Origin of the sequence: Flavobacterium sp. ZE23DGlu08 (genome assembly GCF_030505335.1) — a bacterium.
GTDB classification, from domain to species: Bacteria; Bacteroidota; Bacteroidia; order Flavobacteriales; family Flavobacteriaceae; genus Flavobacterium; species Flavobacterium algoritolerans.
In genome coordinates this window covers 673,146-696,563 of record NZ_CP130045.1, presented here as the reverse complement: position 1 = coordinate 696,563, position 23,418 = coordinate 673,146, and the positions used below count along the sequence as shown (strand labels likewise).

Annotated in this window: 21 protein-coding genes; 15 read left to right on the top strand and 6 right to left on the bottom strand. The window is 34.0% G+C overall.

Features of this window, described 5'->3' with window-relative positions:
* The first annotated feature begins 106 nt into the window (after window positions 1–106).
* The 3 genes from Q1W72_RS03065 to Q1W72_RS03055 all read left to right on the top strand — a co-directional run bounded on the left by Q1W72_RS03065 (window position 107) and on the right by Q1W72_RS03055 (window position 2,898).
* Complete coding sequence (locus tag Q1W72_RS03065; protein ID WP_302137333.1) at window positions 107–841, top strand: class I SAM-dependent methyltransferase; 735 nt, start codon at window positions 107–109, stop codon at window positions 839–841.
* A 23-nt stretch (window positions 842–864) separates the two neighbouring features.
* A complete protein-coding gene (gene ruvX, locus Q1W72_RS03060) occupies window positions 865–1,281 on the top strand; it encodes a Holliday junction resolvase RuvX (RefSeq protein WP_099715875.1) in 417 nt (138 codons plus the stop codon).
* Window positions 1,282–1,401: 120 nt separating this feature from the next.
* Entirely contained in the window at window positions 1,402–2,898 is a 1,497-nt protein-coding gene (locus tag Q1W72_RS03055; protein WP_302137332.1) for a malate:quinone oxidoreductase, read from the top strand.
* 62 nt (window positions 2,899–2,960) lie between these two features.
* On the opposite strand, the gene Q1W72_RS03050 is transcribed toward Q1W72_RS03055, so the two are convergent.
* A complete protein-coding gene (locus Q1W72_RS03050) occupies window positions 2,961–5,174 on the bottom strand; it encodes an FUSC family membrane protein (RefSeq protein WP_302137330.1) in 2,214 nt (737 codons plus the stop codon).
* A gap of 196 nt (window positions 5,175–5,370) precedes the next feature.
* Here Q1W72_RS03050 and def point away from each other — a divergent pair, with 196 nt between their 5' ends.
* From def to Q1W72_RS03030, 4 genes are all read left to right on the top strand, one after another.
* Window positions 5,371–5,958: a peptide deformylase gene (def, locus tag Q1W72_RS03045; protein ID WP_121341638.1), complete on the top strand. Its 588-nt coding sequence runs from the start codon at window positions 5,371–5,373 to the stop codon at window positions 5,956–5,958.
* Between the two features lie 89 nt (window positions 5,959–6,047).
* Complete coding sequence (locus tag Q1W72_RS03040) at window positions 6,048–6,542, top strand: DUF5606 domain-containing protein (RefSeq protein ID WP_302137329.1); 495 nt, start codon at window positions 6,048–6,050, stop codon at window positions 6,540–6,542.
* 81 nt (window positions 6,543–6,623) lie between these two features.
* Window positions 6,624–7,406, top strand: coding sequence for a nucleoside triphosphate pyrophosphohydrolase (gene mazG, locus Q1W72_RS03035; RefSeq protein ID WP_302137328.1), 783 nt, complete (start codon window positions 6,624–6,626; stop codon window positions 7,404–7,406).
* Between the two features lie 183 nt (window positions 7,407–7,589).
* Window positions 7,590–9,038, top strand: coding sequence for an APC family permease (locus tag Q1W72_RS03030; protein ID WP_302137326.1), 1,449 nt, complete (start codon window positions 7,590–7,592; stop codon window positions 9,036–9,038).
* 11 nt (window positions 9,039–9,049) lie between these two features.
* Here Q1W72_RS03030 and Q1W72_RS03025 read toward each other — a convergent pair whose 3' ends face one another.
* Window positions 9,050–9,730 (bottom strand): Crp/Fnr family transcriptional regulator, encoded by a 681-nt coding sequence (locus Q1W72_RS03025; RefSeq protein WP_302137324.1) that lies wholly within the window; start codon window positions 9,728–9,730, stop codon window positions 9,050–9,052.
* A gap of 109 nt (window positions 9,731–9,839) precedes the next feature.
* On the opposite strand from Q1W72_RS03025, the gene Q1W72_RS03020 reads away from it, so the two are divergent.
* The 8 genes from Q1W72_RS03020 (at window position 9,840) to Q1W72_RS02985 (ending at window position 18,684) form a co-directional block, all read left to right on the top strand.
* Window positions 9,840–12,257, top strand: coding sequence for a heavy metal translocating P-type ATPase metal-binding domain-containing protein (locus tag Q1W72_RS03020; RefSeq protein WP_302137322.1), 2,418 nt, complete (start codon window positions 9,840–9,842; stop codon window positions 12,255–12,257).
* A 116-nt stretch (window positions 12,258–12,373) separates the two neighbouring features.
* Window positions 12,374–12,565, top strand: a complete 192-nt coding sequence (ccoS, locus tag Q1W72_RS03015) for a cbb3-type cytochrome oxidase assembly protein CcoS (protein WP_099715868.1) — start codon at window positions 12,374–12,376, stop codon at window positions 12,563–12,565.
* 61 nt (window positions 12,566–12,626) lie between these two features.
* Window positions 12,627–14,816 (top strand): cytochrome-c oxidase, cbb3-type subunit I, encoded by a 2,190-nt coding sequence (ccoN, locus tag Q1W72_RS03010; protein WP_302137319.1) that lies wholly within the window; start codon window positions 12,627–12,629, stop codon window positions 14,814–14,816.
* 5 nt (window positions 14,817–14,821) lie between these two features.
* On the top strand, window positions 14,822–15,001 hold the full coding sequence (locus tag Q1W72_RS03005) for a cbb3-type cytochrome c oxidase subunit 3 (RefSeq protein ID WP_099715866.1): 180 nt from the start codon (window positions 14,822–14,824) through the stop codon (window positions 14,999–15,001).
* A gap of 18 nt (window positions 15,002–15,019) precedes the next feature.
* Entirely contained in the window at window positions 15,020–15,919 is a 900-nt protein-coding gene (locus Q1W72_RS03000; protein WP_099715865.1) for a cbb3-type cytochrome c oxidase N-terminal domain-containing protein, read from the top strand.
* A 76-nt stretch (window positions 15,920–15,995) separates the two neighbouring features.
* Window positions 15,996–17,414 carry a cytochrome c oxidase accessory protein CcoG gene (gene ccoG / locus Q1W72_RS02995; protein ID WP_099715864.1) on the top strand — a complete coding sequence of 473 codons (1,419 nt, stop codon included), beginning with the start codon at window positions 15,996–15,998 and terminating at the stop codon, window positions 17,412–17,414.
* Between the two features lie 42 nt (window positions 17,415–17,456).
* Window positions 17,457–17,909 (top strand): FixH family protein, encoded by a 453-nt coding sequence (locus Q1W72_RS02990; protein ID WP_099715863.1) that lies wholly within the window; start codon window positions 17,457–17,459, stop codon window positions 17,907–17,909.
* 73 nt (window positions 17,910–17,982) lie between these two features.
* Window positions 17,983–18,684 (top strand): sulfite exporter TauE/SafE family protein, encoded by a 702-nt coding sequence (locus Q1W72_RS02985; RefSeq protein ID WP_099715862.1) that lies wholly within the window; start codon window positions 17,983–17,985, stop codon window positions 18,682–18,684.
* Between the two features lie 70 nt (window positions 18,685–18,754).
* On the opposite strand, the gene hemN is transcribed toward Q1W72_RS02985, so the two are convergent.
* From hemN to Q1W72_RS02965, 4 genes are all read right to left on the bottom strand, one after another.
* Window positions 18,755–20,119 (bottom strand): oxygen-independent coproporphyrinogen III oxidase, encoded by a 1,365-nt coding sequence (gene hemN / locus Q1W72_RS02980; RefSeq protein WP_099715861.1) that lies wholly within the window; start codon window positions 20,117–20,119, stop codon window positions 18,755–18,757.
* 130 nt (window positions 20,120–20,249) lie between these two features.
* On the bottom strand, window positions 20,250–20,726 hold the full coding sequence (locus tag Q1W72_RS02975) for a hypothetical protein (RefSeq protein WP_099715860.1): 477 nt from the start codon (window positions 20,724–20,726) through the stop codon (window positions 20,250–20,252).
* Between the two features lie 103 nt (window positions 20,727–20,829).
* On the bottom strand, window positions 20,830–21,177 hold the full coding sequence (locus tag Q1W72_RS02970; protein WP_099715859.1) for a hypothetical protein: 348 nt from the start codon (window positions 21,175–21,177) through the stop codon (window positions 20,830–20,832).
* A gap of 142 nt (window positions 21,178–21,319) precedes the next feature.
* Window positions 21,320–23,332, bottom strand: coding sequence for a DUF349 domain-containing protein (locus tag Q1W72_RS02965; protein ID WP_302137316.1), 2,013 nt, complete (start codon window positions 23,330–23,332; stop codon window positions 21,320–21,322).
* Between the last annotated feature and the right edge of the window lie 86 nt (window positions 23,333–23,418).

Sequence of the window (23,418 nt, the reverse complement as noted above, 5' to 3'; positions counted from 1 at the left end):
ATCAAAAACGCAAATTGATTTGAAAAATGTTACAGATTTAACTTATAGTATATTTAATGTTTTTCAAATGTTGTAAATTTGAGGAATAAATGAAAATCATTCAAACATGAAAGATAATTTCTCCAAACAAGCTGCTGAGTATTCTAAATTTCGACCACAATATCCAGATGCAATGATTGATTATTTGGTTTCATTTGCCAACAACAAAGGAGTTGCGCTAGATATTGCTACCGGAAATGGACAAGTCGCACAAAAACTTTCGAGTTTTTTTGAAACGGTTTATGGAATTGATATTAGCCAGAACCAACTTAACAATGCGATTCCAACGGAAAACATAATTTACAAAGTAGCCGCTGCAGAAAACACCTTTTTCAAAAATCAGGAGTTTGATTTAATCACAGTTGCCCAAGCAGTTCATTGGTTTGATTTTGATTTGTTTTACAAAGAAATTTATCGAATCTTAAAACCAGATGGAATCTTTGCCGTTCTGGGGTATGGTTTGTTTTCAACCAATGCGGATTCGGATAAGATAGTGCAAGATTATTATCGCAATATTATAGGACCATATTGGGATGCCGAGCGAAAATACTTGGATGAAAATTACAAAACAATACCATTTCCATTTAATGAAATTGTTACGGAAACTTTCGAAAATAAGTTAACATGGACTTTTGAGGAACTTATAGGATATTTGGAAACATGGTCAGCGACGCAGCATTATATTTCGAAAAATAATCAAAATCCTATTGATTTGATTTACGATGATTTGAAAACTTCTTGGTTAAAAAGCGATAAGAAAGTGACTTTTCCGTTGTTGCTAAGAATTGGAAAATTAAAATAGTTACCTTTGAAAAAAATATACAAATGCCAAGAATTCTCGCCATAGATTACGGACAAAAACGAACAGGAATAGCCGTTACCGATGAAATGCAAATTATAGCTTCGGGATTAACAACCATTCCTTCCCCAACTGCAATCGCTTTTTTGAAGGACTATTTTTCCAAAGAGAAAGTAGAGGCTGTTCTCATTGGTGAGCCTAAACAAATGAATGGAGAACCTTCAGAAAGTGCTTCCATCATAAAAGGTTTCGTAACGCATTTTACCAATCATTTTCCGGATATGAAAGTCATTCGGGTTGATGAACGGTTTACTTCAAAAATGGCTTTTCAAACCATGATTGACAGCGGTCTTAGTAAGAAACAGCGTCAAAATAAAGCACTTATCGATGAGATTTCGGCAACGATAATGCTTCAAGATTATTTGACTCGAAAGATGTTTTAAAAATCCAACTGCAAAGCTGGTCAACTGACCAAAATAGATTTGAAATTCCTTACTTTTTAACAATAATTTGTTACATTTTTTTTGCATATATAAAGTATCTTTGCACTTTAAAATTTTGTTATGCCCGATACAACCATTCGTTCGCAAAGTGATGTAGTTCTTATAGGAGCTGGAATAATGAGCGCCACTCTTGGCTTAATCCTAAAAGAGTTACAACCAGATATAAAGATTGAAATATACGAAAGATTAGATATGGCTGCTGCCGAAAGTTCTGATGCATGGAATAATGCCGGAACTGGACATTCTGCTTTTTGTGAGCTTAATTATACTCCAGAAAGTGAAGATGGAAGCATCAACCCTAAAAAAGCAATCGGTATTGCGGAATCTTTTGAGGTTTCCAGACAATTTTGGGCCTATTTAGTGCAACAGAATAAAGTTTCATCACCTGAAAATTTCATTAAAAGTATTCCTCACTTGAGTTTTGTTTGGGGAGAAAAAAATGTAGAATACCTTAAAACAAGATTTGAGGCTTTACATTCGAATCCTCTTTTTAAACAAATGGTTTTCAGCACTGATTTTGAGCAATTAAAAGAATGGATGCCTTTAGTTATGGAAGGTAGAAATGAATCTGAGAAAGTTGCAGCAACCTCAATGGCTATTGGTACCGATGTGAATTTTGGAGAATTAACCCGAAATATTTTTAGTTATTTGACTAAATTGGATGGAGTTACGATGTATTTCAATCACGAAGTCCAAAAAATGAGACAACGTGAAGATAAATCGTGGAGAATAAAAATTACTGATTTGGCTACAGGCCAAAAAAGAAAAACATATACCAAATTTGTTTTTATTGGTGCCGGAGGCGGTTCATTACCGTTATTAGAAAAAGCAAACGTTCCCGAAGGAAAAGGCTATGGCGGTTTCCCTGTGAGTGGACAGTGGTTAAAATGCACCAACCCTGAAGTGATTGCAAAACATCAGGCAAAAGTATATGGAAAAGCGAGTGTGGGTGCACCACCAATGTCTGTACCACATATTGATTCCCGAATGATAAATGGAGAAAGACAACTCCTTTTTGGACCTTTTGCAGGTTTTTCAACTCGATTTTTAAAAAACGGTTCGTATTCTGATTTGCCATTATCCATAAAACCGGATAATATCATTCCGATGATTGCTGCCGGTATTAAAAATATACCACTTACTAAATATTTGATTGAGCAAGTGCGTCAGTCTCCTAAAGACCGAATCAATGCGTTGAGAGAATATGTTCCTGGTGCAAGATCTAAGGATTGGAAATTAGAACGTGCAGGACAACGTGTTCAAGTAATAAAAAAAGACGAAAAAGAAGGCGGAATACTTGAGTTTGGTACTGAAGTAATCACAACTGCTGATGGAACTTTAGCTGTTTTATTGGGTGCTTCTCCTGGTGCTTCAACCGCAGTTTCTATTATGGTTGATTTAATAGGAAGATGTTTCAAAGATGAAATTGAAACGCCGGAATGGCAGGAAAAATTGAAAGTGATGATTCCTTCTTATGGTCAGACTTTAAATGATAATCCAGCTTTATTAGCCGAAATAAGAAAAGATACTGCTTCTGTTTTAAATCTGACTAATTAGTTATACAGTGATCAGTAATCGGTGTTCAGTAAGCTACTGAACACTGATTACTGTTCGCTTTTTTAAAATTCCATTAATTCTTTTGTGGTTTTTAAAATATTTTCAGAGAGATTAGTCAACCAAATTAATTGTTCTATAACCAATTGCGCCTCTTGCATTTTCAATTGAAATCCCTCCTCATCAATAGGACTTCCTTCTTTTAATTCTTTGGCTCGAATATTTTTTAATTCTGTAAATCGCATCGCTAAATCTTCTTTTGGGAGATTTTCTTTTAGATGTAAATCTTTTTCTTTCAAAATTGCAATCGCATTATCCAGGTTTCTAATGACAGTATCGACTACAATATTAAAAGCTTCAGAAGCTGATGTAGTTTTGTGCGATTGGATGTACGTTCCTAACGAAGCTGATGATGATAGCAAGGAATGATTCAGCACCGCTAATTTATATACCTGTGGTAATTGCTTTTGTTTCGATTTTGGTTCCTGGACCATTCTTTGGAAAGAAGCCATCAAATTTCCTATTTCGATAAAAGCATTTTTTCGGGCTAACCGATACGAAGTAGAAATCGTTCCTTTTTTATTATAAAAAACGGAAATTTCTTTTAAGTAATTCTGATTTGCAACAATCGATTTTTCTATGTGTGATGGAATATTTAAAAACTCCCAGGATGGCCATAAAAAGTGATTGGCAAGGAAAGCCAATGTGCAGCCTACAATGGTGTCAAGTATTCTATATTGAACTACATCGCCAATATTAGGAGTTAATATCCCGTAAATAAAAACAACATACATAGTTACGAATGTGGCGCTGACTTTATAATTTATTTGGGTAAATGAAAATCCTAAAAGCATGCTTAAAATAGAAAGTATACTGATTGTGATGTTGTCATGTACTAATGAAAGAATCCCAAAAGCGATTAATCCTCCTATAATGGTACCAAAAATTCGATGAAAAGAACGCTGTTTCGTCAAGCCATATCCAGGGCGCATAATAACTATAATAGTCAACAAAATCCAATAGACGTTGTGAAAAGGCAGTATGTTTCCAATGATAAAACCAAGCAATAATGTTATGGTTAGTCGTAACGAATGTCTAAAAATTGTGGAAGAGAAACTGAGATTTTCAATCAAAGTGCTCAAAGGATAATATTGAGGCGTCAGGAATTTTTCTAAGTCTTTGTCCTGTTCTTTAAAATCCTGTGAATTGAAGGCTAACGTAAAAGCACGTTCTACAATTTTTATTTTCTCCACTTGTTTTTCAGCATACTGTAGCATAGTGGTCAGCATAAAAACACCTTCGGAAGCGGGAACTTTTCCTAAATCATTTTCATAATCAGTGATAGCAAGTTGCAAAGCATTCAAGTCACCTCGTAAAGTATGTTTAGAGATGTATTTAGTTCGGTTTTGTACGCTTTTGGACAATTTTTTTAAACTTGCGGCAAGATTGTAGGCTAGTTTTTGATAGGTTAACAAGACCTTTGGATGGTCGTCAAATTTTTGATGCAATTTATCATGGTCGAATGAAGTAGCTAATGCAAGCTCCAGAATTTCCATCAATGAAATAAAAACGATTAACATTTTTCGGTTTTGATTGGAAGATCCAGAAGTCGTATGACTGCTAATCAATACTTCTCTTATGTTTTGTCGAATGGTATTCAGTTCTACCTGAAGGTGTAATTGTTTTTCAATAATTGCTTTTCTATCAGCATCAATTGTCCATAAATCGCCTCTTAATTTTAAATATTTAGCCGTAAGTTTAATGCATTCTGCAATTTGTAATTCAACATAGCGATGAGGTCTTACATAATGAAAAATGAGGGAAATCATTAGATAAAATAATCCTCCGAATAATATTAAAAGGGAGTGTTGGACCATTGCCCAACCGGTATTGATACTTGCAAACGCCAATGAAACTGAAATTAGCGCAGAGAAAGAGACCATTGTTGCCCGTTGTCCATAGACGGAAATCATCGAAATCAGAAAAATTAATATTGCCAAAAAAGGATAGAAAATCAAGGAATAAGGATAGACAATATTCACTAACAAATTGACACCTGCAACAAGTAAAGCCGTAACCAGAATACCGTTTATTTTATGTTTTAGATTGCTGGGAATATCGCTTGGATAAGTGAAAAAAGCACCTAAAGCGATGGTAAAACCTATTTCAAATTTGCCTAAAAAAGAAAGTACTACAACCGGAATAACTGCTGCTATTGTTACTTTTAGAGCATTAGTGAAATAAGTGCTGTCGGTAAATTTTCGGATTTTGTAAATCATACAATTGGATTACAAGCAAAGGTAAGAATTGAGTGACTGATTCAAAGAATAATTTGCCCTGTTTTTGCCTAAATGGTAAAAAAACGCGAATTATCAATACAGGATTATTCATTGTCTATTTTTTTACTATTTTTGCACACTGAATTAAAGGGAAACTTATTTCAGTTTATAGTAGATAATACTTAATATAAAAACAATGATTTTACCAATTATAGGATACGGTGATCCAGTTTTAAGAAAAGTAGGCGAGGTTCTTTCACCAGAGCATCCTAATTTGAAAGAAACGATTGCTAATATGTACGAAACGATGTATAATGCCTATGGTGTTGGACTTGCCGCACCTCAAGTAGGAATGGCACTTCGTTTATTTGTAATCGATACGACGCCTTTTAGCGATGATGAAGAATTAGGAGACACAGAACAAAAAGAATTAAAAGGATTCAAAAGAACTTTTATCAATGCAAAAATGATAAAAGAAGAAGGTGAAGAGTGGAGTTTTAATGAAGGTTGCTTGAGCATTCCAGACGTTAGAGAAGATGTATATAGAAATCCAACCATAACAATTGAATATTGCGAAGAGGATTTTGTAATGAAAACCGAAGTTTTTGATGGATTAATCGCCAGAGTAATCCAACATGAATACGACCATATTGAAGGAGTATTATTCACAGATAAAATTTCGTCATTAAAAAAACGATTGATTCAAAAGAAATTGAAAAACATTTTGGAAGGAAAAACATTCCAAGATTACCGAATGAAATTTTTTGCTAAAAAAGGAAGATAAAACAGCTTTTACAGCTTTATCTTGGTATGATTTTTGGTTTTAAATGAAAAAATAAATAAGTCAAATTCTTAATAATAATTACACAAAACATGAATTTAGAAAAAATATTAGCCATTTCTGGGAAACCAGGTTTATATGTATTAAGAGTGCAAACACGTACTGGGTTTGTTGCTGAATCATTATTGGATGGAAAAAAAATCACAGTAAACTTAAAAAGTAATGTGAGTTTATTATCGGAAATTTCAATTTATACGTATGAAGGCGAAAAACCATTAGCTGAAATCATGCAAAAAATTGCTGATAAGGAAAACAAAGGTCAAGCAATTTCACATAAAGAAGACAATGCTACATTGACAGCTTATTTCAAAGAAATTTTACCTGATTATGATGAAGAAAGAGTGTATCCTTCGGATATCAAAAAAGTTTTAAACTGGTATAATATGTTGCAAGCAAAAGGATTAGTTACTGATGAAGTACCTGCTGCTACTGAAGAAACACCAGCTGCTGAAGAACTTGTTGCTGAAGAAGTTCCTGCAACAGAAACTAAAACTCCTGCTAAAAAAGCAAAAGCTAAAAAAGAGTAATTTTACTTTAAAATAATATTTAATCCTGTTCAGCTATTTTTCTGAACAGGATTTTTTTATTTTTACCAAAAACCATTTCTGATGAATTCAAGACAAAACCAACTGCAAGCTTTCGAAAGATTATTAGACATTATGGATGATTTGCGAGAAAAATGTCCTTGGGACAAAAAGCAAACCATGCAAACCTTGCGTCATCTTACTATTGAAGAAACCTACGAATTAGGTGATGCTATTTTAGACAATGATTTAAACGAAGTCAAAAAAGAACTTGGGGATTTGTTATTGCATATTGTTTTTTATGCCAAAATAGGAAGCGAGACGGACGATTTTGATATGGCCGATGTCTGTAATGAAATCTGTGAAAAGCTAATTCACCGTCATCCCCATATTTATAGTGATGTTGTGGTAAAAGACGAGGAAGAAGTAAAGCAGAATTGGGAAAAACTAAAGCTCAAAGAAGGTAAAAAATCTGTTCTGGAAGGTGTTCCAAGAAGTTTACCTGCATTAGTAAAAGCAAGCCGAATTCAGGATAAAGTAAAAGGAGTGGGTTTTGATTGGGAGGAATCGCATCAGGTTTGGGATAAGGTTCAAGAAGAATTGGAAGAATTGCAAGTTGAGGTTAAAGCAGGTGATCAAGATAAAATTGAAGCTGAATTTGGGGATGTTTTATTTTCGATGATAAATTACGCCCGATTTCTTAACGTAAATCCCGAAGATGCTTTGGAACGCACCAATAAAAAATTCATAAAACGCTTTCAATATTTGGAAAGTAAAGCCGGAGAATTAGGAAAACCTTTAATGGATATGACTTTAGCTGAAATGGATGTTTTTTGGGAAGAAGCGAAGCGTCTTCCTAATAAATAGGAATTGGAAATCTATGATTTCCAAATAACTCAATTTTGGGAAGAAGCGAAGCGTCTTCCTAATAAATAGGAATTGGAAATCTATGATTTCCAAATAACTCAATTTTGGGAAGAAGCGAAGAAATTATAGTGTTCAGTATTCAGTATTAAATAATTAAATTACCATCATTTATAAAATTATCCAATGTCAGAAAATAAAACCGAGTTAAAACGTTCTTTAGGATTAATAGATGCCACCAGTTTAGTCGCTGGTTCCATGATAGGATCTGGAATTTTCATTGTAACATCTGCCATGGCAAGAGATATTGGTTCTGCTGCTTGGTTATTGGTGATTTGGTTAGTAACGGGATTAATCACGGTTGCAGCCGCATTAAGTTATGGAGAATTGGCAGGAATGATGCCCAATGCGGGCGGACAGTTCGTTTATATACAACGTGCGTACGGAAGATTAGTTTCTTTTCTGTATGGCTGGACTGTTTTCACGGTAATTCAAACGGGAGTTATCGCTGCGATTGCGGTTACTTTCGCTAATTATGCCGCTATCTTCTTTCCTGTTTTAGACCAAACTCTTTTTACGGTTGGTACTGGTTTTGTTTTTTCGTATCAAAAAGTGTTGGCTATTTTTAGTATAATACTGCTCACGTATATTAATACTAAAGGTGTCGAAAGCGGAAAAACCGTTCAGTTGATTTTTACCTCGGCTAAATTAATTGCGCTTTTTGCATTGATTGTTTTAGGATTGTATGTTGGTTTACAAACGGATGTTTTGTCCAATAATTTTGCAAATATGTGGGAAGCCAGTAAAACGGTTGTGAATCCTGATGGGACAATTACTGTTACAAAATTAGCAGGAATGGCTATTTTGGGTGCTGCCGGAGCAACCATTATTAACTCCTTATTTTCTAGTGATGCCTGGAATAATGTCACTTTCATTGCAGGGGAAATTAAAGAACCCAAAAAGAATATTCCCCGAAGTTTGTTTCTTGGAACCTTAATTGTAACTATCATTTATGTTTTAGCAAATGTTGCTTATTTGGCTTTGTTGCCAATGCAGGGAACTCCAAACGCTGCTGATATTGCCAGTAACGGAATCATGTTTGCTGGTAACGACAGGGTAGGAGCGGCGGCTGCAAGTATGATTATGGGAAATTTAGGTGTTTTTGTAATGGCTGGGCTTATCATGGTTTCCACTTTTGGTTGCAATAGCGGTTTGATTCTTTCCGGAGGAAGATTGTTTTTTGCCATGGCAAAAGACGGATTATTTTTTAAACAAGCTACAGAACTCAATAAAAATCAGGTTCCAGCCAAAGCGCTGTGGGTGCAATGTATTTGGGCTTGTGTGCTTTGTATCTCAGGAAAATTTGGGGATTTATTGACGTATGCTACTTTTGCGTCATTATTGTTTTACATCTTGACAATTCTGGGCGTATTTATCCTTAGAAAAAAAGAACCTAATGCAGATAGACCTTATAAAGCTTTTGGGTATCCATTTGTACCAGCACTTTATATTGTGGTTACAGTGGCAATTTGTCTCACTTTATTGATTTATGACACGTTCAATACGGGCTTAGGCTTGTGTATTGTGGCGTTGGGAATTCCGGTGTATTATTTTGTAATGAAAAAGAAAGAGTAACGCAAACTTAGTTACTCTGCTAATTTTTTTAGTTTGTTGATGTCTTTTAAAATGATTTTTTTGCCATTCAATTCAATAAGTCCTAATTTTTTAAAATCAGATAGTAAACGGATGCAACTTTCAGTGGCAGTGCCAATTATACTGGCTAATTCGTCTCTTGAAAGTTGTACTTTTAAAGAGTTATCCTCGTTTTTTCCAAAAGTATCATTTAGATAAAGAAGCGTTTCGGCTAATCTTTCTTTGACTGTTTTTTGAGCTAAATTTACCATGTGATCATCGGCATCTTTTAGATCGCCGCAAATACTTTTCATCACATTCATTGAAAACTGATTGTTTTTATCAAAGTATCCCATCACTTCTGACTTTGGAATAAAACAAACCTGCATGTCTTCAAGAGCTACGGCGCTTAGATTTACCGGTTCATCACTAATCATAGAACGTTGTCCCAGTAATTCACCTTTTGTAACCAGTTTTACAATGTGATCTTTACCATTTGCACTGAGTTTAGTCAGTTTACAAACACCATCTTTTATACAATAAATACCATTTACATTTTCTCCTTCTTCAAATATAACCTCCCCTTTTTTAATGATATGGGATGTTTTACAGTCAGAAAGTTTTAGTAATTCTTCTTTAGTAAGTGCTTTTAAAGAGCTAAATTCTCTGACGATACATTGTTCGCATTTGCTCATATTGTTTGTGATTTATTTGTATTACAAAACTAACTATTTAATATGACAAATATCATATTTTTAACTCATTCGATTAATGACCTTTGTTCAAGGTAAAATGAGCAAAGTTATGGACACACAAAACTGTTTCCATTGTGGGTTAGATATTATAGTAGAAGAAAAAATTATTTTTGACACAAAAAATTTTTGTTGCAATGGTTGTAAAACCGTTTACGAAATTTTTAGGCTGAATGATTTGACTTGTTATTATGATTTTGAAAAATCCCCTGGAGCAACCCCGCAAGACATTAATGGTAAATATGATTTTTTAGACAATGAAAGTATTGTATCCAAACTTTTGGAATTTCAAGAAAATTCAACCGCAATTATTTCACTTAACATTCCTCATATTCATTGTAGCTCGTGTATTTGGATTTTGGAAAATCTACAGCGTCTTCAAAAAGGAATAAGCACTTCTCAGGTTAATTTCCCTGAAAAAAGAGTCCGAATCACTTTCAATCCAGAAGTGGTTTCTATTAAAACGATTGTTTATTTGTTGAGCTCCATCGGTTATGAACCCTACATCAGTTTAGAAAACTATGAAACGGGAAGCAATAATGTCGATAGAAGTTTAACGTATAAACTGGGTGTTGCTTTCTTTTGTTTCGGAAATATCATGTTGCTTTCGTTTCCGGAATATTTTGAAGTGAAAGAATATTGGTTAGACCAATACCGTGGCTTTTTTCGCTGGTTGATTTTTGCTTTAGCGTTACCCAGTTTCTTTTACTCGGCGAGTGGTTATTATGTTTCGGCGTATAAAAGTATCAAAACCAATCCCGAAGTTTCGGGAGCGAACATCGATATTCCTATTGCTTTAGGAATAGTTGTGATGTTTGTGCGAAGTACGTTTGATATCGTCATGGATTACGGTTCCGGTTTTTTCGACAGCTTAACCGGATTGATTTTCTTTATGCTTTTGGGGAAAATGTTCCAAATCAAAACCTATAGTTTTTTGAGTTTCGAAAGGGATTTTAAATCCTATTTTCCAATCGCAATCACTAAAATTAATTCTGATTTGTCTGAAGAAAGTGTGGCTATTTACGAAGTGGAAAAAGGTGACAGACTACTCATCAGAAACCAAGAACTCATACCGGTTGATGGGATTCTAATTTCGGAAAAAGCCGAAATCGATTATAGTTTTGTCACGGGAGAAGCAATTCCTATTACGAAACATTCTGGTGATAAAGTATTTGCTGGAGGAAAACAAATAGGGAAAGTAATCGAGATGGAAGTTTTACATTCTGTTTCCCAAAGTTACTTGACGCAATTATGGAGTAATGATGTGTTCCAAAAAAATGTGATGCAAAAGCACAAAACGATTACCGATCGCATCAGCCGTTATTTTACACCTATTTTATTATTGATTGCTTTTGCAGGCTTCGGCTATTGGATTTTTATTGATGCCAACACCGCTTTCAATGTGTTTACAGCTGTACTAATTGTGGCTTGTCCTTGTGCTTTGGCATTGACGGCACCATTCACTTTTGGGAATGTATTGCGTATTTTAGGAAAACAGAAATTCTATCTCAAAAATGCTTTGGTTATTGAGCAATTAGCAAAAGTTGATACGATTGTTTTTGATAAAACAGGAACGATTACCACCAATAAAAAATCGAATATTTTCTATGAAGGAGCCGTTCTTTCCGACGAGAATTTGTTGCTGATAAAAAATGTATTGCGCGCTTCAAATCATCCCTTGAGCAGGATGTTGTATGATTATTTGCCTATTCCAATTTTACAAAATAAATCAGAAAATGACACCAAAAAGTTGAAGATAGATGCTTTTGAAGAAATTACGGGAAAAGGAATCCAAGCTCAGATTTTTGGTCACCAAATTAAAATAGGTTCTGCAGCTTTTGTAGATAAAACAGAAGGTAATAACATTCAGCAAACGTCGGTTCATATCAAGATAAATGATCTTTATTACGGGAAATTTATTTTTAATAATCAATATAGAGAAGGACTTGAGGAGCTTTTCAAGAACTTAAACACGACCTATCAAATCAAGGTTTTATCTGGTGACAATGAAGGTGAACGCGACACTCTTGAACAACTTTTGCCGAAAGGCACGGAATTGATTTTTAATCAGAAACCAGAACAAAAATTAGAATTCATTAAAAATTTGCAGGACAAAGGTAAAAATGTAATGATGGTTGGCGATGGATTGAATGATGCCGGAGCTTTGGCGCAAAGCAATGTTGGAATCTCAATTTCTGAGAATGTGAATGTTTTTTCACCGGCTTGTGATGCTATTTTAGATGCCAGCGAGTTTCAAAAATTGAATTATTTCTTGAAATTATCCAAGAATTCCATAACGACAATCAAAATGAGTTTTGCACTGTCGTTACTGTACAATGTGGTAGGATTATCGTTTGCCATTACAGGTAATTTATTGCCTTTAGTTGCAGCTATTATCATGCCGTTGAGCACAATAACGATTGTGAGTTTTGTAACTGTGATGAGTAGTTATTATGCAAATAAAAAATAGAATTGTATACGTTTTGAGTTGCGCTTTCACATAAATTTAACAGATATCGATAAGTATGACAAATGTCATATTTTACTCCAAAACGTCAAAGTAACTTTGTTAACACAAATTAAGGTATGAGTGTCATTTATTTATTAATCTCCATCAGTATAATAGTCGCCATTGGTTTCTTTATTGCTTTTATACGAGCAGTAAAAACAGGTCAGTATGACGACGATTATACACCATCAGTCAGAATGTTATTTGACGATGAGCTAATTCAGTCGAAAGCTAAAAAACCGAAAACCAAAAGTTCAACGACTTTGTAATATTCAATTTTATGACTTTCAACAAAACAAATAATAAACAACTTTAAAAATAATTATAAATATGGAAATGCAGCAGTTTTATTATGACAACAAAATTGTAAAAAAATTCATTTACGCAACCATTGTCTTTGGAGTGGTAGGAATGTTAGTAGGGCTTACATTGGCCTTTATGTTCCTTTTTCCAAATATTACTGATGGTATTTCGTGGTTGAGTTATGGTCGATTAAGACCTTTACATACTAATGCAGTTATTTTTGCTTTCGTAGGAAATGCAATGTTTGCGGGTATTTATTACTCGTTGCAACGATTGTTAAAAGCCAGAATGTACAGTGATTTTTTGAGTAATCTTAATTTCTGGGGTTGGCAATTAATCATTGTTGCTGCAGCTATATCATTACCATTAGGCTATAGTTCTTCTAAAGAATATGCCGAATTAGAATGGCCAATAGATATTGCGATTGCATTAATTTGGGTTGTTTTTGGTATCAATATGATTGGAACTATTATAAAACGTAGAGAGCGCCATTTATATGTTGCGATTTGGTTTTACTTGGCAACATTCGTTACTGTGGCAGTTTTGCATATTTTTAATAGTTTATCATTGCCGGTTTCTGGAATGAAAAGTTATTCGGTATATGCAGGAGTTCAAGATGCTTTAGTACAATGGTGGTACGGTCATAATGCGGTTGCATTTTTCTTGACTACACCTTTTTTAGGATTAATGTATTATTTTATTCCAAAAGCGGCGAATCGTCCCGTGTATTCTTACAGACTGTCAATTGTTCACTTTTGGTCATTAATCTTTATTTATATCTGGGCTGGACCTCACCATTTATTATATTCTGCTTTGCCTAACTGGGCTCAAAATTTAGGAGTGGCTTTCTCTATTATGTTGATTGCGCCATCTTGGGGTGGAATGATAAACGGACTTTTAACCTTGAGAGGGGTTTGGGATAAAGTGCGTGTAGAGCCCGTTTTGAAATTCTTTGTGGTAGCGATTACAGGTTACGGAATGGCGACTTTTGAAGGTCCGATGTTATCCTTAAAAAATGTAAATGCTATCGCGCATTACACGGATTGGATTATTGCTCACGTTCACGTTGGCGCATTGGCTTGGAATGGATTTATGGCTTTTGGTATGATTTATTGGTTGGTTCCTAGAATGACCAAAAGCAATTTGTACTCAGTTAAGTTGGCTAATTTTCACTTCTGGATTGGTACTTTAGGTATTATATTATATACGATTCCAATGTATGTTGCCGGTTTTTTACAAGCATCTATGTGGAAACAATTCAATCCGGACGGAACTTTAACCTACGGGAACTTCCTTGAGACAGTAACTCAAATCATGCCGATGTATTGGATGAGAGCTATTGGTGGAACCCTTTATTTAATTGGAATGTTTACTTTGGTGTATAATATTATCCAAACGGTTAGAGCAGGTTCTAAAATTGAAGATGAATTGGCTGAAGCTCCTGAATTATTGAAAATTAGTGCAGGAAGAGTAAAAGGAGAGAAATTTCATCCTTGGTTAGAAAGAAAACCGATTCAGTTAACCATTTTGGCAACTGTTGCTATTTTAATTGGTGGTGTTATCCAAATTGTTCCTACGATTATGGTTAAATCCAATATTCCAACCATTGCAAGTGTAAAACCGTATTCTCCATTAGAATTAGAAGGACGTGATTTATACATTCGTGAAGGTTGTGTAGGTTGTCACTCACAGTCTGTTTGTCCTTTCCGTAGTGAAGTGGAACGTTATGGACCGCAATCTAAAGCTGGGGAATTTGTATACGATCATCCATTTCTTTGGGGTTCAAAACGTACTGGTCCGGATTTATTAAGAGTGGGTGCTAAGTATAATGACAATTGGCATTTTAACCACTTTTGGAATCCGCAAAGTATATCCGCAGGCTCCATTATGCCAGGATACAAATGGCTGTTTGATAATAAACCGATGGATGTTTCTTTGACTCAAAAGAAAATGCAGGTCATGGTTACGCTTGGAGTTCCTTACACTGAAGCTCAGATTGCTAGTGGTTTAGATGATTTAAGAAAACAAGCGATTGCAATTGAAGAAAACTTGAAAAATGACCCTGACTTTGTGAAAAGTTATGACGAAAGCAAGAAAAAAGCCGAAGCCAGAGGAGAAAAATTTGTTCCAATGAATGAAAGGGAAATCATTGCCTTGATTGCTTATATGCAAAGACTTGGAACAGATATTAAAGTAAAAGATATTGCTAAAAAATAAAAGTTATGTTCGAACAAATAAAACACAATATGGAAACGATAGAAGGTGTGGCAATATATCCCATCTTATCATTATTAATTTTTTTCGTCTTTTTCGTGGGCCTCGGTCTATGGGTGTTCTCTTATAAGAAAGAAACGATAAATGAATTGAGTCAAATTCCATTGAGAGACAATCAAATAGTATAATTTTTTAAAATTTAGAAAATGAAAAAATTAATTCCAGTATACGTTAGAGTACCTGTTATTTTCTTTGCTGTCATGATGGCAATGGAATATTTCATAGACTCAGGAGACAGACCTGCTTTTATAAAATTTCCAATGGTTTCTGTATTCTTATTCGTGTTCCTTTTCCTTTTGATAGCGATAGAAATCACGATGAAGGCAGTTGACAATATTACCTATCATTTATTGACCGAGGAACAAAAAAACCAATTAAATGAAGCAAATGATTTGAGTTTCAAGGATAGTGAATGGTACCAAAAGCTGATGGAAAAATTGACTAAAACCGAACCTTTAGCAAATGAAAATCAGTTATTATTAGAACACGATTACGATGGCATCAAAGAATTAGATAACAATTTGCCGCCTTGGTGGGTATATTTATTCTACGCTTGTATTCTTTTTGGCGTTGTTTATATGGTGCGATATGAAGTTTTAGGAGCTGATAATCAAGAAATGGAACTTAAAAAAGAAGTTGCTCAAGCCAAAATAGATATTGCGGAATATATGAAAACTGCTCCGGATTTAATGGATGAAAAAACGGTGACCTTGTTGACAGATCCTGCGGATTTAGCTGCTGGAAAAGAAATTTTTACTGCCAATTGTGCTGCTTGTCACAGAGCTGACGGTGGAGGACAAATTGGACCAAATCTAACGGATGAGAAATGGATTTTAGGTGGCGGAATAAAAAATGTATTTCATACGCTGGTAAATGGAGGACGTGACGGAAAAGGAATGATTTCCTGGAAAGGAACATTGAAACCTAAAGAAATGCAAAAAGTTGCCAGCTACATTTTATCCTTGAAAGGAAGCAATCCACCAGATGCTAAAGCTGCGGAAGGCGAAGTTTGGGTAGAAGAAAATGTTACTGTTGCAGTTAAATAACAATTAGAAACACACGTTTTTATTTAGCTTAAGAATTTTAATAATTATTTTGAACTTGTGTTTTAAATAAAAAGAAATGTCAAAATTACCAGACGAAGCTTTTAGAGATACCATCGGGACGATTGATGAAGAAGGAAACAGAAAATTTATTTTCCCTAAAAAGCCTTCAGGAAAGTTTTATGATTACAGGAAATGGGTTAGTTATTTTTTACTGATTGTACTTGTTGCAAATCCTTTTATGAAGATAAATGGGAACCAGTTCATGATGTTCAATATATTGGAGCGACGATTTAATATTTTCGGATTTCCATTTTGGCCTCAGGATATTTATCTGTTTGTCCTTTTTATGATTATTGGTGTCGTTTTCGTCATCCTTTTTACGGTGATTTATGGACGAATATTTTGCGGATGGATTTGTCCGCAGACCATCTTTTTAGAAATGGTCTTCCGCAGAATAGAATACTGGATTGAAGGTGATCGTGGTGCTCAGATTCGTTTGGAAAAACAGGAATGGAATGCAGAGAAAATCAGAAAAAAAGCCTTTAAATGGACAATTTTCTTAATCATTTCTTTTTTTATTGCCAATGTTTTTCTGGCGTATCTTATCAGTAGCGACAAGTTGCTTTTAATGATTGAAGAAGGACCAGAAAATCATTTAAGCACTTTGATTTCATTATTGATTTTTACCGGAGTTTTCTATTTTATTTTTGCGTGGTTTAGAGAACAAGTTTGTATTATAGCTTGTCCTTACGGAAGATTGCAAGGTGTTTTATTAGACGATAAATCGATAAACGTGGCGTACGATTTTGTTCGTGGCGAAAAAGAAGTGGGTAGGGCAAAATTTAATAAAAAAGAAGATAGAGGCGTAACGGGAAAAGGCGATTGTATCGATTGCAAGCAATGTGTAAATGTTTGTCCAACCGGAATTGATATCCGTAACGGGACTCAGATGGAATGTATCAATTGTACAGCTTGTATTGATGAATGTGACACGATTATGGATAGCGTAGGTTTACCCAAAGGACTCATTCGATATGCATCTGAAGATGAAATTGAGAAAAAAGTAACATTCAAGTTTACGCCTAGAATGAAAGGCTATTCAGCCGTATTATTTATTTTGACAGGTATTTTGATTGGATTATTGTTTTTACGTTCTGATGTTGAAGCCAGTATTTTGAGGCTTCCGGGTCAGTTATTCGAACACAAAGGCGAAAATATCAGTAACATTTATACTTTTAAAATCATCAATAAAACCAATACTGATTTTAATGATATTCATTTCAAGTTGGTGGGTATAAAAGGAACTTTAAAAGTGGTTGGGAAGCAAGATTTAAAAGTGCCTAAACAAGGTATGAATGGTGGAACGCTGTTTGTTGAAATCAACCAAAATTTATTGGACAGTGATAAAACAAAACTGAAAATTGAGGTTTATAATGGGGATGAAAAAATTGAAACTGCTACCACTAACTTTTTGAGTCCGCGTAGTTTTGATTAATATCCTTTTAAGTTGGGAATAGAATTTATAAAAAAATAGATCATGAAAATTAGCTGGGGAACAGGAATCGTAATCGCTTTTGGGTTGTTTATAACCTTCATTTTGTATTTTGTTTTTACGGTACAATCCGATTCAAAATATGACAACGAGTTAGTTGTAGATGAATATTATAAACATGATGCACATTTTGGAGATGAAATGACTCGTGTTCAAAATGTTGCAGATTTGGCTCAAAAGCCAACAATAAATAGTGTTTCAAATGGAGTTGAAATAGTATTCCCAAAAGTATTTGTTCCAAAAAACATCAAAGGTAAAGTGTCCCTTTACAGACCGTCTAACAAAAAATTAGATTTTGAAATTCCAATTTCACTATCTGATGCTACTACTTTGCTCATACCTAAAAAAAGTTTGGCAGGCGGTCGATGGGACATTAATATGGAATGGCAATATGATGGAAAATCGTATTTGTCTAAAGAAACGATATATATCAATTAGTCTTAAAGTCAAAAGTCAGAAAGTCCATCAATTGGCTTTATGACTTTAGGCTTTATGACATTAGACTAAAAAAATGCTTTATACTGCCTTCATTTTCGGTTTAATAAGTAGTTTTCACTGCATTGGTATGTGCGGTCCTATTGCTATGATGTTGCCCGTAGACAGAACGAATCAGACCAAAAAAGCGACTCAAATCATTACCTATCATTTAGGAAGATTAACGGCTTATGCTACAATAGGTTTTGTTTTTGGACTGCTTGGAAAAGGTTTTTTTATGGCCGGTTTGCAACAGAATTTATCCATATTCATTGGTGTTGCCATGATTCTGATAGTTATAATTCCAGACAAACTTTTTGCGAAATATAATTTTTCAAAACCAGTTTTTAAATTAATTTCTAAAATCAAAACGGCGTTAGGAAGTCAGTTTAGAAATAAGAGTTACAAATCCCTGTTCACGATTGGTTTACTGAATGGTTTTTTACCCTGCGGAATGGTTTATGTAGCTTTGTTTGGTGCTATCGCCATGCAAAGTGAGAGTTTGGGCGTTTTGTATATGATTTTATTCGGATTAGGAACCGTTCCTATGATGAGCAGCGTCGTGTATATAAATTCGTTTTTAACAGTGCCCATTCGAAACCGAATTCAGAAAGCGATTCCTTATGTAGCGGTATGTATTGGTTGCTTATTTATTTTAAGGGGATTGGGATTGGGAATTCCTTATATTTCCCCGTCAAATATGAGTTTATTTATTCAAGCTGATCCTAATTGTCATTAATATTCTAATAGTTTTGTATAAAAAAGCACGCCATTCAGCGTGCTTTTTTATTTTGTAAGATTGTGAAATATTAGATTGTCATCGAAAATAATTCGGTTTCTGGAGCTTTTCTTTTCAAACGTAAATCAAATGCCATACAAATATTTCGAACATAAGGTTTCCCTTTTTCTGTAACGACAATGCTATTGTTTTTAATGATTACTAAACCATCATTTTCCATTTCTTTCAATTGAATTAATACGTCTGGAATTTCGTTGAAATAACCTTCTTTGTTTTTCCACGAAGTTTCAAATTGGCACATCAAATTCAGAATGTGTTTTCGGATGATGAGGTCTTCATCAGTCAATAAATGTCCTCTGAAAATCGGTAATTTATTCCATTCTAATATTTGATAATAATCTTCTAAATTTTTTACATTCTGTGCAAAACTGTACCAACTGTCACTGATGGAAGAAACTCCCAATCCAATCATCAATTGTGTTTTTGATGAGCTGTAGCCCATGAAATTACGGTGCAATGTTCCATCTTTAAAAGCTTTATACAAACTATCTGTTTCCAAAGCAAAATGATCCATTCCTATTTCTTGATACCCGTTTTCGTACAATAGTTTTTTACCGGTTTCATACAGCATTCTCTTTTTATCATCTTTTGGAATGTCTTCATCGTTGAAACCGCGTTGTCCATTTCCTTTAATCCAAGGAACATGCGCGTAACTATAAAATGCCAAACGGTCGGGCTGTAATGATTTTGTTTTCTCAATCGTATCAATAACATGCTCTATTTCCTGAAAAGGCAATCCAAAAATGATATCATGACCTATGGAAGTATACCCAATTTCTCTGGCCCAAAATGTAACTTTTGCCACATTATGAAAAGGCTGCAAGCGATGAATTGCTTTTTGGACTTTTTCGGAGTAATCCTGAACACCAAAACTTACTCTTCTAAAACCTAAATCGTAAAGCTTTTGTAAATGTTCGTGTGAAGTGTTATTCGGATGACCTTCAAAACTAAATTCATAGTCTTTGGCTTTATTCGCATGAGAAAAAATACCGTTTATTAAATCCTCTAAATTTTTGGTAGAAAAAAATGTGGGAGTTCCTCCGCCCAAATGAATCTCTTTTATGATTGGTTTCTCTCCCAGGATTTTACAATATAATGTCCATTCTTTTAAAACGGCCTCTATATACGGATTTTCAACCCCATGATTTTTGGTAATACGCTTGTTACAACCACAAAAAGTACACAAGCTTTCGCAAAAAGGCAAATGAATGTATAAACTGATTCCTTCTGAAGTATTACTTTCTATAAATGATTTTTTTAGCGTTTCAGCCCAAATTTCATCTGAAAAATCAGTTTCATCCCAATAGGGAACCGTTGGATAACTGGTGTATCTGGGACCTGGAACATTGTATTTTTGAATTAAAGAATTTTTCATGGCAGAGTCATTTAACGTTAATCAAAAGTAGAACGACCACTCAAATATTAAAATGATAATTATCATATCGAGAGAACCTTTCCAAAAAAAAGAGGCTTCAAAAGCCTCTTTTACAGAACAAATCAGTTTCTTAAACGGTTATACAATCCTGAATCATTTTTGCCCATTTTTTGGCTAGTTGATGATCTTCATACAAACAAACTTGACCTATTTGATCATTTTCAATTTTGTAAAATGAAATATACTCTGTTTTTTTAGCTTCTTTGTATTGAAATTCAAATTCAATTTTTAGAATCGTATCACTATTATTTTCCGTAGTTGGAACTAGTTTGCAAGATTGAATTGTATTTAAATCAACAAAAGAAACAACTTCTTCTTTTGCATTAAAATCAATCAAAAGAAATCCTTTGTTTTTTTCGTCTAACGCCAAAACTTTTTTGTTTTGTGTTTCTGTCAATTCAAAATTAAAGCGATTGTTTTGGCTGAATTTGGTTTTTATATTTTTGATTTTTGTTTTGTTAATAGAGTTTGAGCGAATCACATAGAAAAGAGGAATGGCAATTATAAAAGTTAGTGCCAGACCAATTATTGTTACGGATGTATCCATTTTTTTATTTTTTAGTTATTTGTAAAGCATGATAATCTGAACCGAAAACCCACAAAGGAATCAATTCAAAAGGAAATATAAGTTGTGTAATCAGTGCTTCAAATCACCAAAAAAAATGGAAAGGAAAGAGTAGGAGCGAAACCATCTCACATCGATTGATGTCTTGTTTCGCAAAACGAATAAAGAATGTGCTAATTTTAAAATCCGGAATTGCAATCAGAAAATTTTCCAGATATTTTGCAATCGCATAATCCGGAGTTTTATGATAGGAAGTAAACGGATTGCTTACTTGAGGTTGTATAAAATCTAAAGAATGGATGCTGTCAACAGAAACGGAAGAACTGGATTTTTCCAATTGAGTTATATGAACAGGAGCTTCACTTGCACTAAAAGCAAATAAAAAAGCTATTAAAAGCCCAATAAAAACAAGTGTTTTTCGGAAACAATTCATTTTACAAATTTAAAATTTGTCACCCGATTTATATAACTTTTTCTAATAAATGAAAGTTAAAGTTTAGAATCAGATGGTTTTTTCCATAAAAAAACCTCGAACTGTTTAAGATCGAGGTTTCTATTTTAACGTTAACTAAGATTTACTCTTGGTTAAGATTTCTCAGTTGTTTTAGTTTTTCTTTCCAAACATCAAGGCTCTCTTTGTGAATAGCGATGTTTTTACGAACTTCTAATACTATAGAGTTTTCTTTTTTTGCATTTCTGGTATTGGTAAAGAATTGAATGTTGTTTTCCAATTGGAAAATTTCATTCTGCACTTCATCAATTTTACGCATTAAGAAAATCTTTTCGTTGTCCAGTTTTCGAGTGTCATTGCTTTCTGATAAATGATCCATTCTATTAGCAAAACGCATCATATCAGTATCTTTTTTGCTCAAACTCAATTTTTCAAAAAGAGCATCTAGGATTTTATTGAATTTCCCTTCAATATGTCTTCTTGGGAAAGGCACTTTTCCAAAGTTTTTCCAGGTTTCGATGTGCAATTTGATTGCATCCAAATCTGTTTTGTGATCTCCTGTCAATTGAAATTCTCTCAAAGTTTCTAAGTAGGCTTTTTTATTATCAAAGGCTTCTACTTCTTCACCGTTTTCCTCATTCTTTTGCTCTTTTAACTTATCAAAATAATGATTGCACGCATCTTTAAATTCTTTCCAGATTTTATCCGAATATTTTCTTGGCACATGTCCTATCTGTTTCCATTCATCCTGAATTTGTTTCATGATAGGAGTAGTCGCAGCAAAATCAAGACTTTCTTGCAATTCTTTAGCTTTGGCCACAAGAGCCGTTTTCTTGCTTAAATTGTCGTTTTGATCTTTTTTAATGTCTTTGTAAAACGAATTTTTGAAAGAATTAAAATTTCTTACAGCAGTTTTAAAACCAGCCCAAGTTTCCTCATTCACATCCGATGGCACTTTTCCTGCAGAGAAGAAAGCAGTACGCAACGCTTCCACTTTTTCTATTTGAGCAAGCCATTGAGTGTGTGCATTTACTTTTTCAGTAGCCAAAACTTCAATCTTGGCAATAATTTCTTTTTTCTTTTCTAAATTCTCAAGTTCTGTTCCTCTTTGATTTTCGAACAAAACTTCACGTTTATCATGCATTTGTTTGGTCAAATCGCTAAACTTGTTCCAAATGGCATCACGATGTTCTCTGGAAACAGGACCAATGTCTTCTTTCCAAATTCTATGTAAATCCTGCAGTTCTCTGAATGCTTTGTTGATATCGGCTTCATTCACCAATTCTTCAACACGCGCTACAATTTTTTGTTTTTGCTCTAAATTATGTTTGAAATCTAAATCTCTGGCTTCTCTGTCTAAATGCAGGTAATCATAGAAATTTTCAACATGAAAATGAAAATTGTTCCAAACGTGGTTGTATTTATCTTTCGGAATTGGTCCGGCAGTTTTCCATCGTTCTCTTAAATCATTAAAATGTTTTAAAGTGTCTTTGATGTTTTCCTGTGGGTTAATCAACTCTTTCAATTCCTCAACAATAGCCAAACGGTTTTCTAAATTTGTTTTTAGATTCGTTTGTAAACTCTTGAAATGGGTATTTTTAGTATCTCTAAAAAGAGAATAATATTTATCAAAATTTGTTTTTAGTGGAGAATGATATTGAAATTCTTCATTTGGATCTTGATTTTCTGCTAAAAACTTCTCTTTTTTCTCTTCAAGAAGGTGGTTGTATTTAGCCAAAAATGCTTTTTTGATTTCTTCAATATGCTCCTTAAACGACATTACTTTTTCATTGGAAACTAAACTTTTCAGCTCGTCTACCAGTTCTTCAAGTGATAAGGTATCATAATCCTGCATTGGAATTTCATGACGTTCCTTCAACGTTTCGTCCTCACTTTCGGCAGCATTTGTCTCGGCAATAGCATCTAGCACAGTCTGGTTTTCAGTCTCTGTAATAGGTTCATTAGCTAGCAACTCTTCATCATTTAGAGTTACAGCATTATCTTCTGCAGGAATACTAGTAACAGTGTCACTAGTTTCCGTTTCCAAAACTTCTGGTTCTATTGGAGTAGATTCAACAGAATTGTGTTCTAAATTTCCATCTGCCTCAAGCAGGTTATCATTCTTTTCTTCTAACATTTTTTCAATGTGTAAGGTTTCTATTTTTTTATCGAACACGAAAGATAGTAAAGGAGCATGAAATTTCAAAATAAATCCTTCTATTT

Excerpts from the sequence above, each read along its gene's own strand:
- Q1W72_RS03040 (WP_302137329.1), top strand. The coding sequence starts at position 6,048 with ATGAATTTAGAAAAAATATTAGCCATTTCTGGGAAACCAGGTTTATAT.
- Q1W72_RS03025 (WP_302137324.1), bottom strand. The coding sequence starts at position 9,730 with ATGAGCAAATGCGAACAATGTATCGTCAGAGAATTTAGCTCTTTAAAA.
- Q1W72_RS03030 (WP_302137326.1), top strand. The coding sequence starts at position 7,590 with ATGTCAGAAAATAAAACCGAGTTAAAACGTTCTTTAGGATTAATAGAT.
- Q1W72_RS02975 (WP_099715860.1), bottom strand. The coding sequence starts at position 20,726 with ATGGATACATCCGTAACAATAATTGGTCTGGCACTAACTTTTATAATT.
- mazG (WP_302137328.1), top strand. The coding sequence starts at position 6,624 with ATGAATTCAAGACAAAACCAACTGCAAGCTTTCGAAAGATTATTAGAC.
- ccoG (WP_099715864.1), top strand. The coding sequence starts at position 15,996 with ATGTCAAAATTACCAGACGAAGCTTTTAGAGATACCATCGGGACGATT.
- Q1W72_RS02990 (WP_099715863.1), top strand. The coding sequence starts at position 17,457 with ATGAAAATTAGCTGGGGAACAGGAATCGTAATCGCTTTTGGGTTGTTT.
- hemN (WP_099715861.1), bottom strand. The coding sequence starts at position 20,119 with ATGAAAAATTCTTTAATTCAAAAATACAATGTTCCAGGTCCCAGATAC.
- Q1W72_RS02985 (WP_099715862.1), top strand. The coding sequence starts at position 17,983 with ATGCTTTATACTGCCTTCATTTTCGGTTTAATAAGTAGTTTTCACTGC.
- def (WP_121341638.1), top strand. The coding sequence starts at position 5,371 with ATGATTTTACCAATTATAGGATACGGTGATCCAGTTTTAAGAAAAGTA.
- Q1W72_RS03065 (WP_302137333.1), top strand. The coding sequence starts at position 107 with ATGAAAGATAATTTCTCCAAACAAGCTGCTGAGTATTCTAAATTTCGA.
- ruvX (WP_099715875.1), top strand. The coding sequence starts at position 865 with ATGCCAAGAATTCTCGCCATAGATTACGGACAAAAACGAACAGGAATA.
- Q1W72_RS02970 (WP_099715859.1), bottom strand. The coding sequence starts at position 21,177 with ATGAATTGTTTCCGAAAAACACTTGTTTTTATTGGGCTTTTAATAGCT.
- Q1W72_RS03000 (WP_099715865.1), top strand. The coding sequence starts at position 15,020 with ATGAAAAAATTAATTCCAGTATACGTTAGAGTACCTGTTATTTTCTTT.
- Q1W72_RS03055 (WP_302137332.1), top strand. The coding sequence starts at position 1,402 with ATGCCCGATACAACCATTCGTTCGCAAAGTGATGTAGTTCTTATAGGA.
- Q1W72_RS03050 (WP_302137330.1), bottom strand. The coding sequence starts at position 5,174 with ATGATTTACAAAATCCGAAAATTTACCGACAGCACTTATTTCACTAAT.
- Q1W72_RS03020 (WP_302137322.1), top strand. The coding sequence starts at position 9,840 with ATGGACACACAAAACTGTTTCCATTGTGGGTTAGATATTATAGTAGAA.
- ccoS (WP_099715868.1), top strand. The coding sequence starts at position 12,374 with ATGAGTGTCATTTATTTATTAATCTCCATCAGTATAATAGTCGCCATT.
- Q1W72_RS03005 (WP_099715866.1), top strand. The coding sequence starts at position 14,822 with ATGTTCGAACAAATAAAACACAATATGGAAACGATAGAAGGTGTGGCA.
- ccoN (WP_302137319.1), top strand. The coding sequence starts at position 12,627 with ATGGAAATGCAGCAGTTTTATTATGACAACAAAATTGTAAAAAAATTC.
- Q1W72_RS02965 (WP_302137316.1), bottom strand. The coding sequence starts at position 23,332 with ATGTTAGAAGAAAAGAATGATAACCTGCTTGAGGCAGATGGAAATTTA.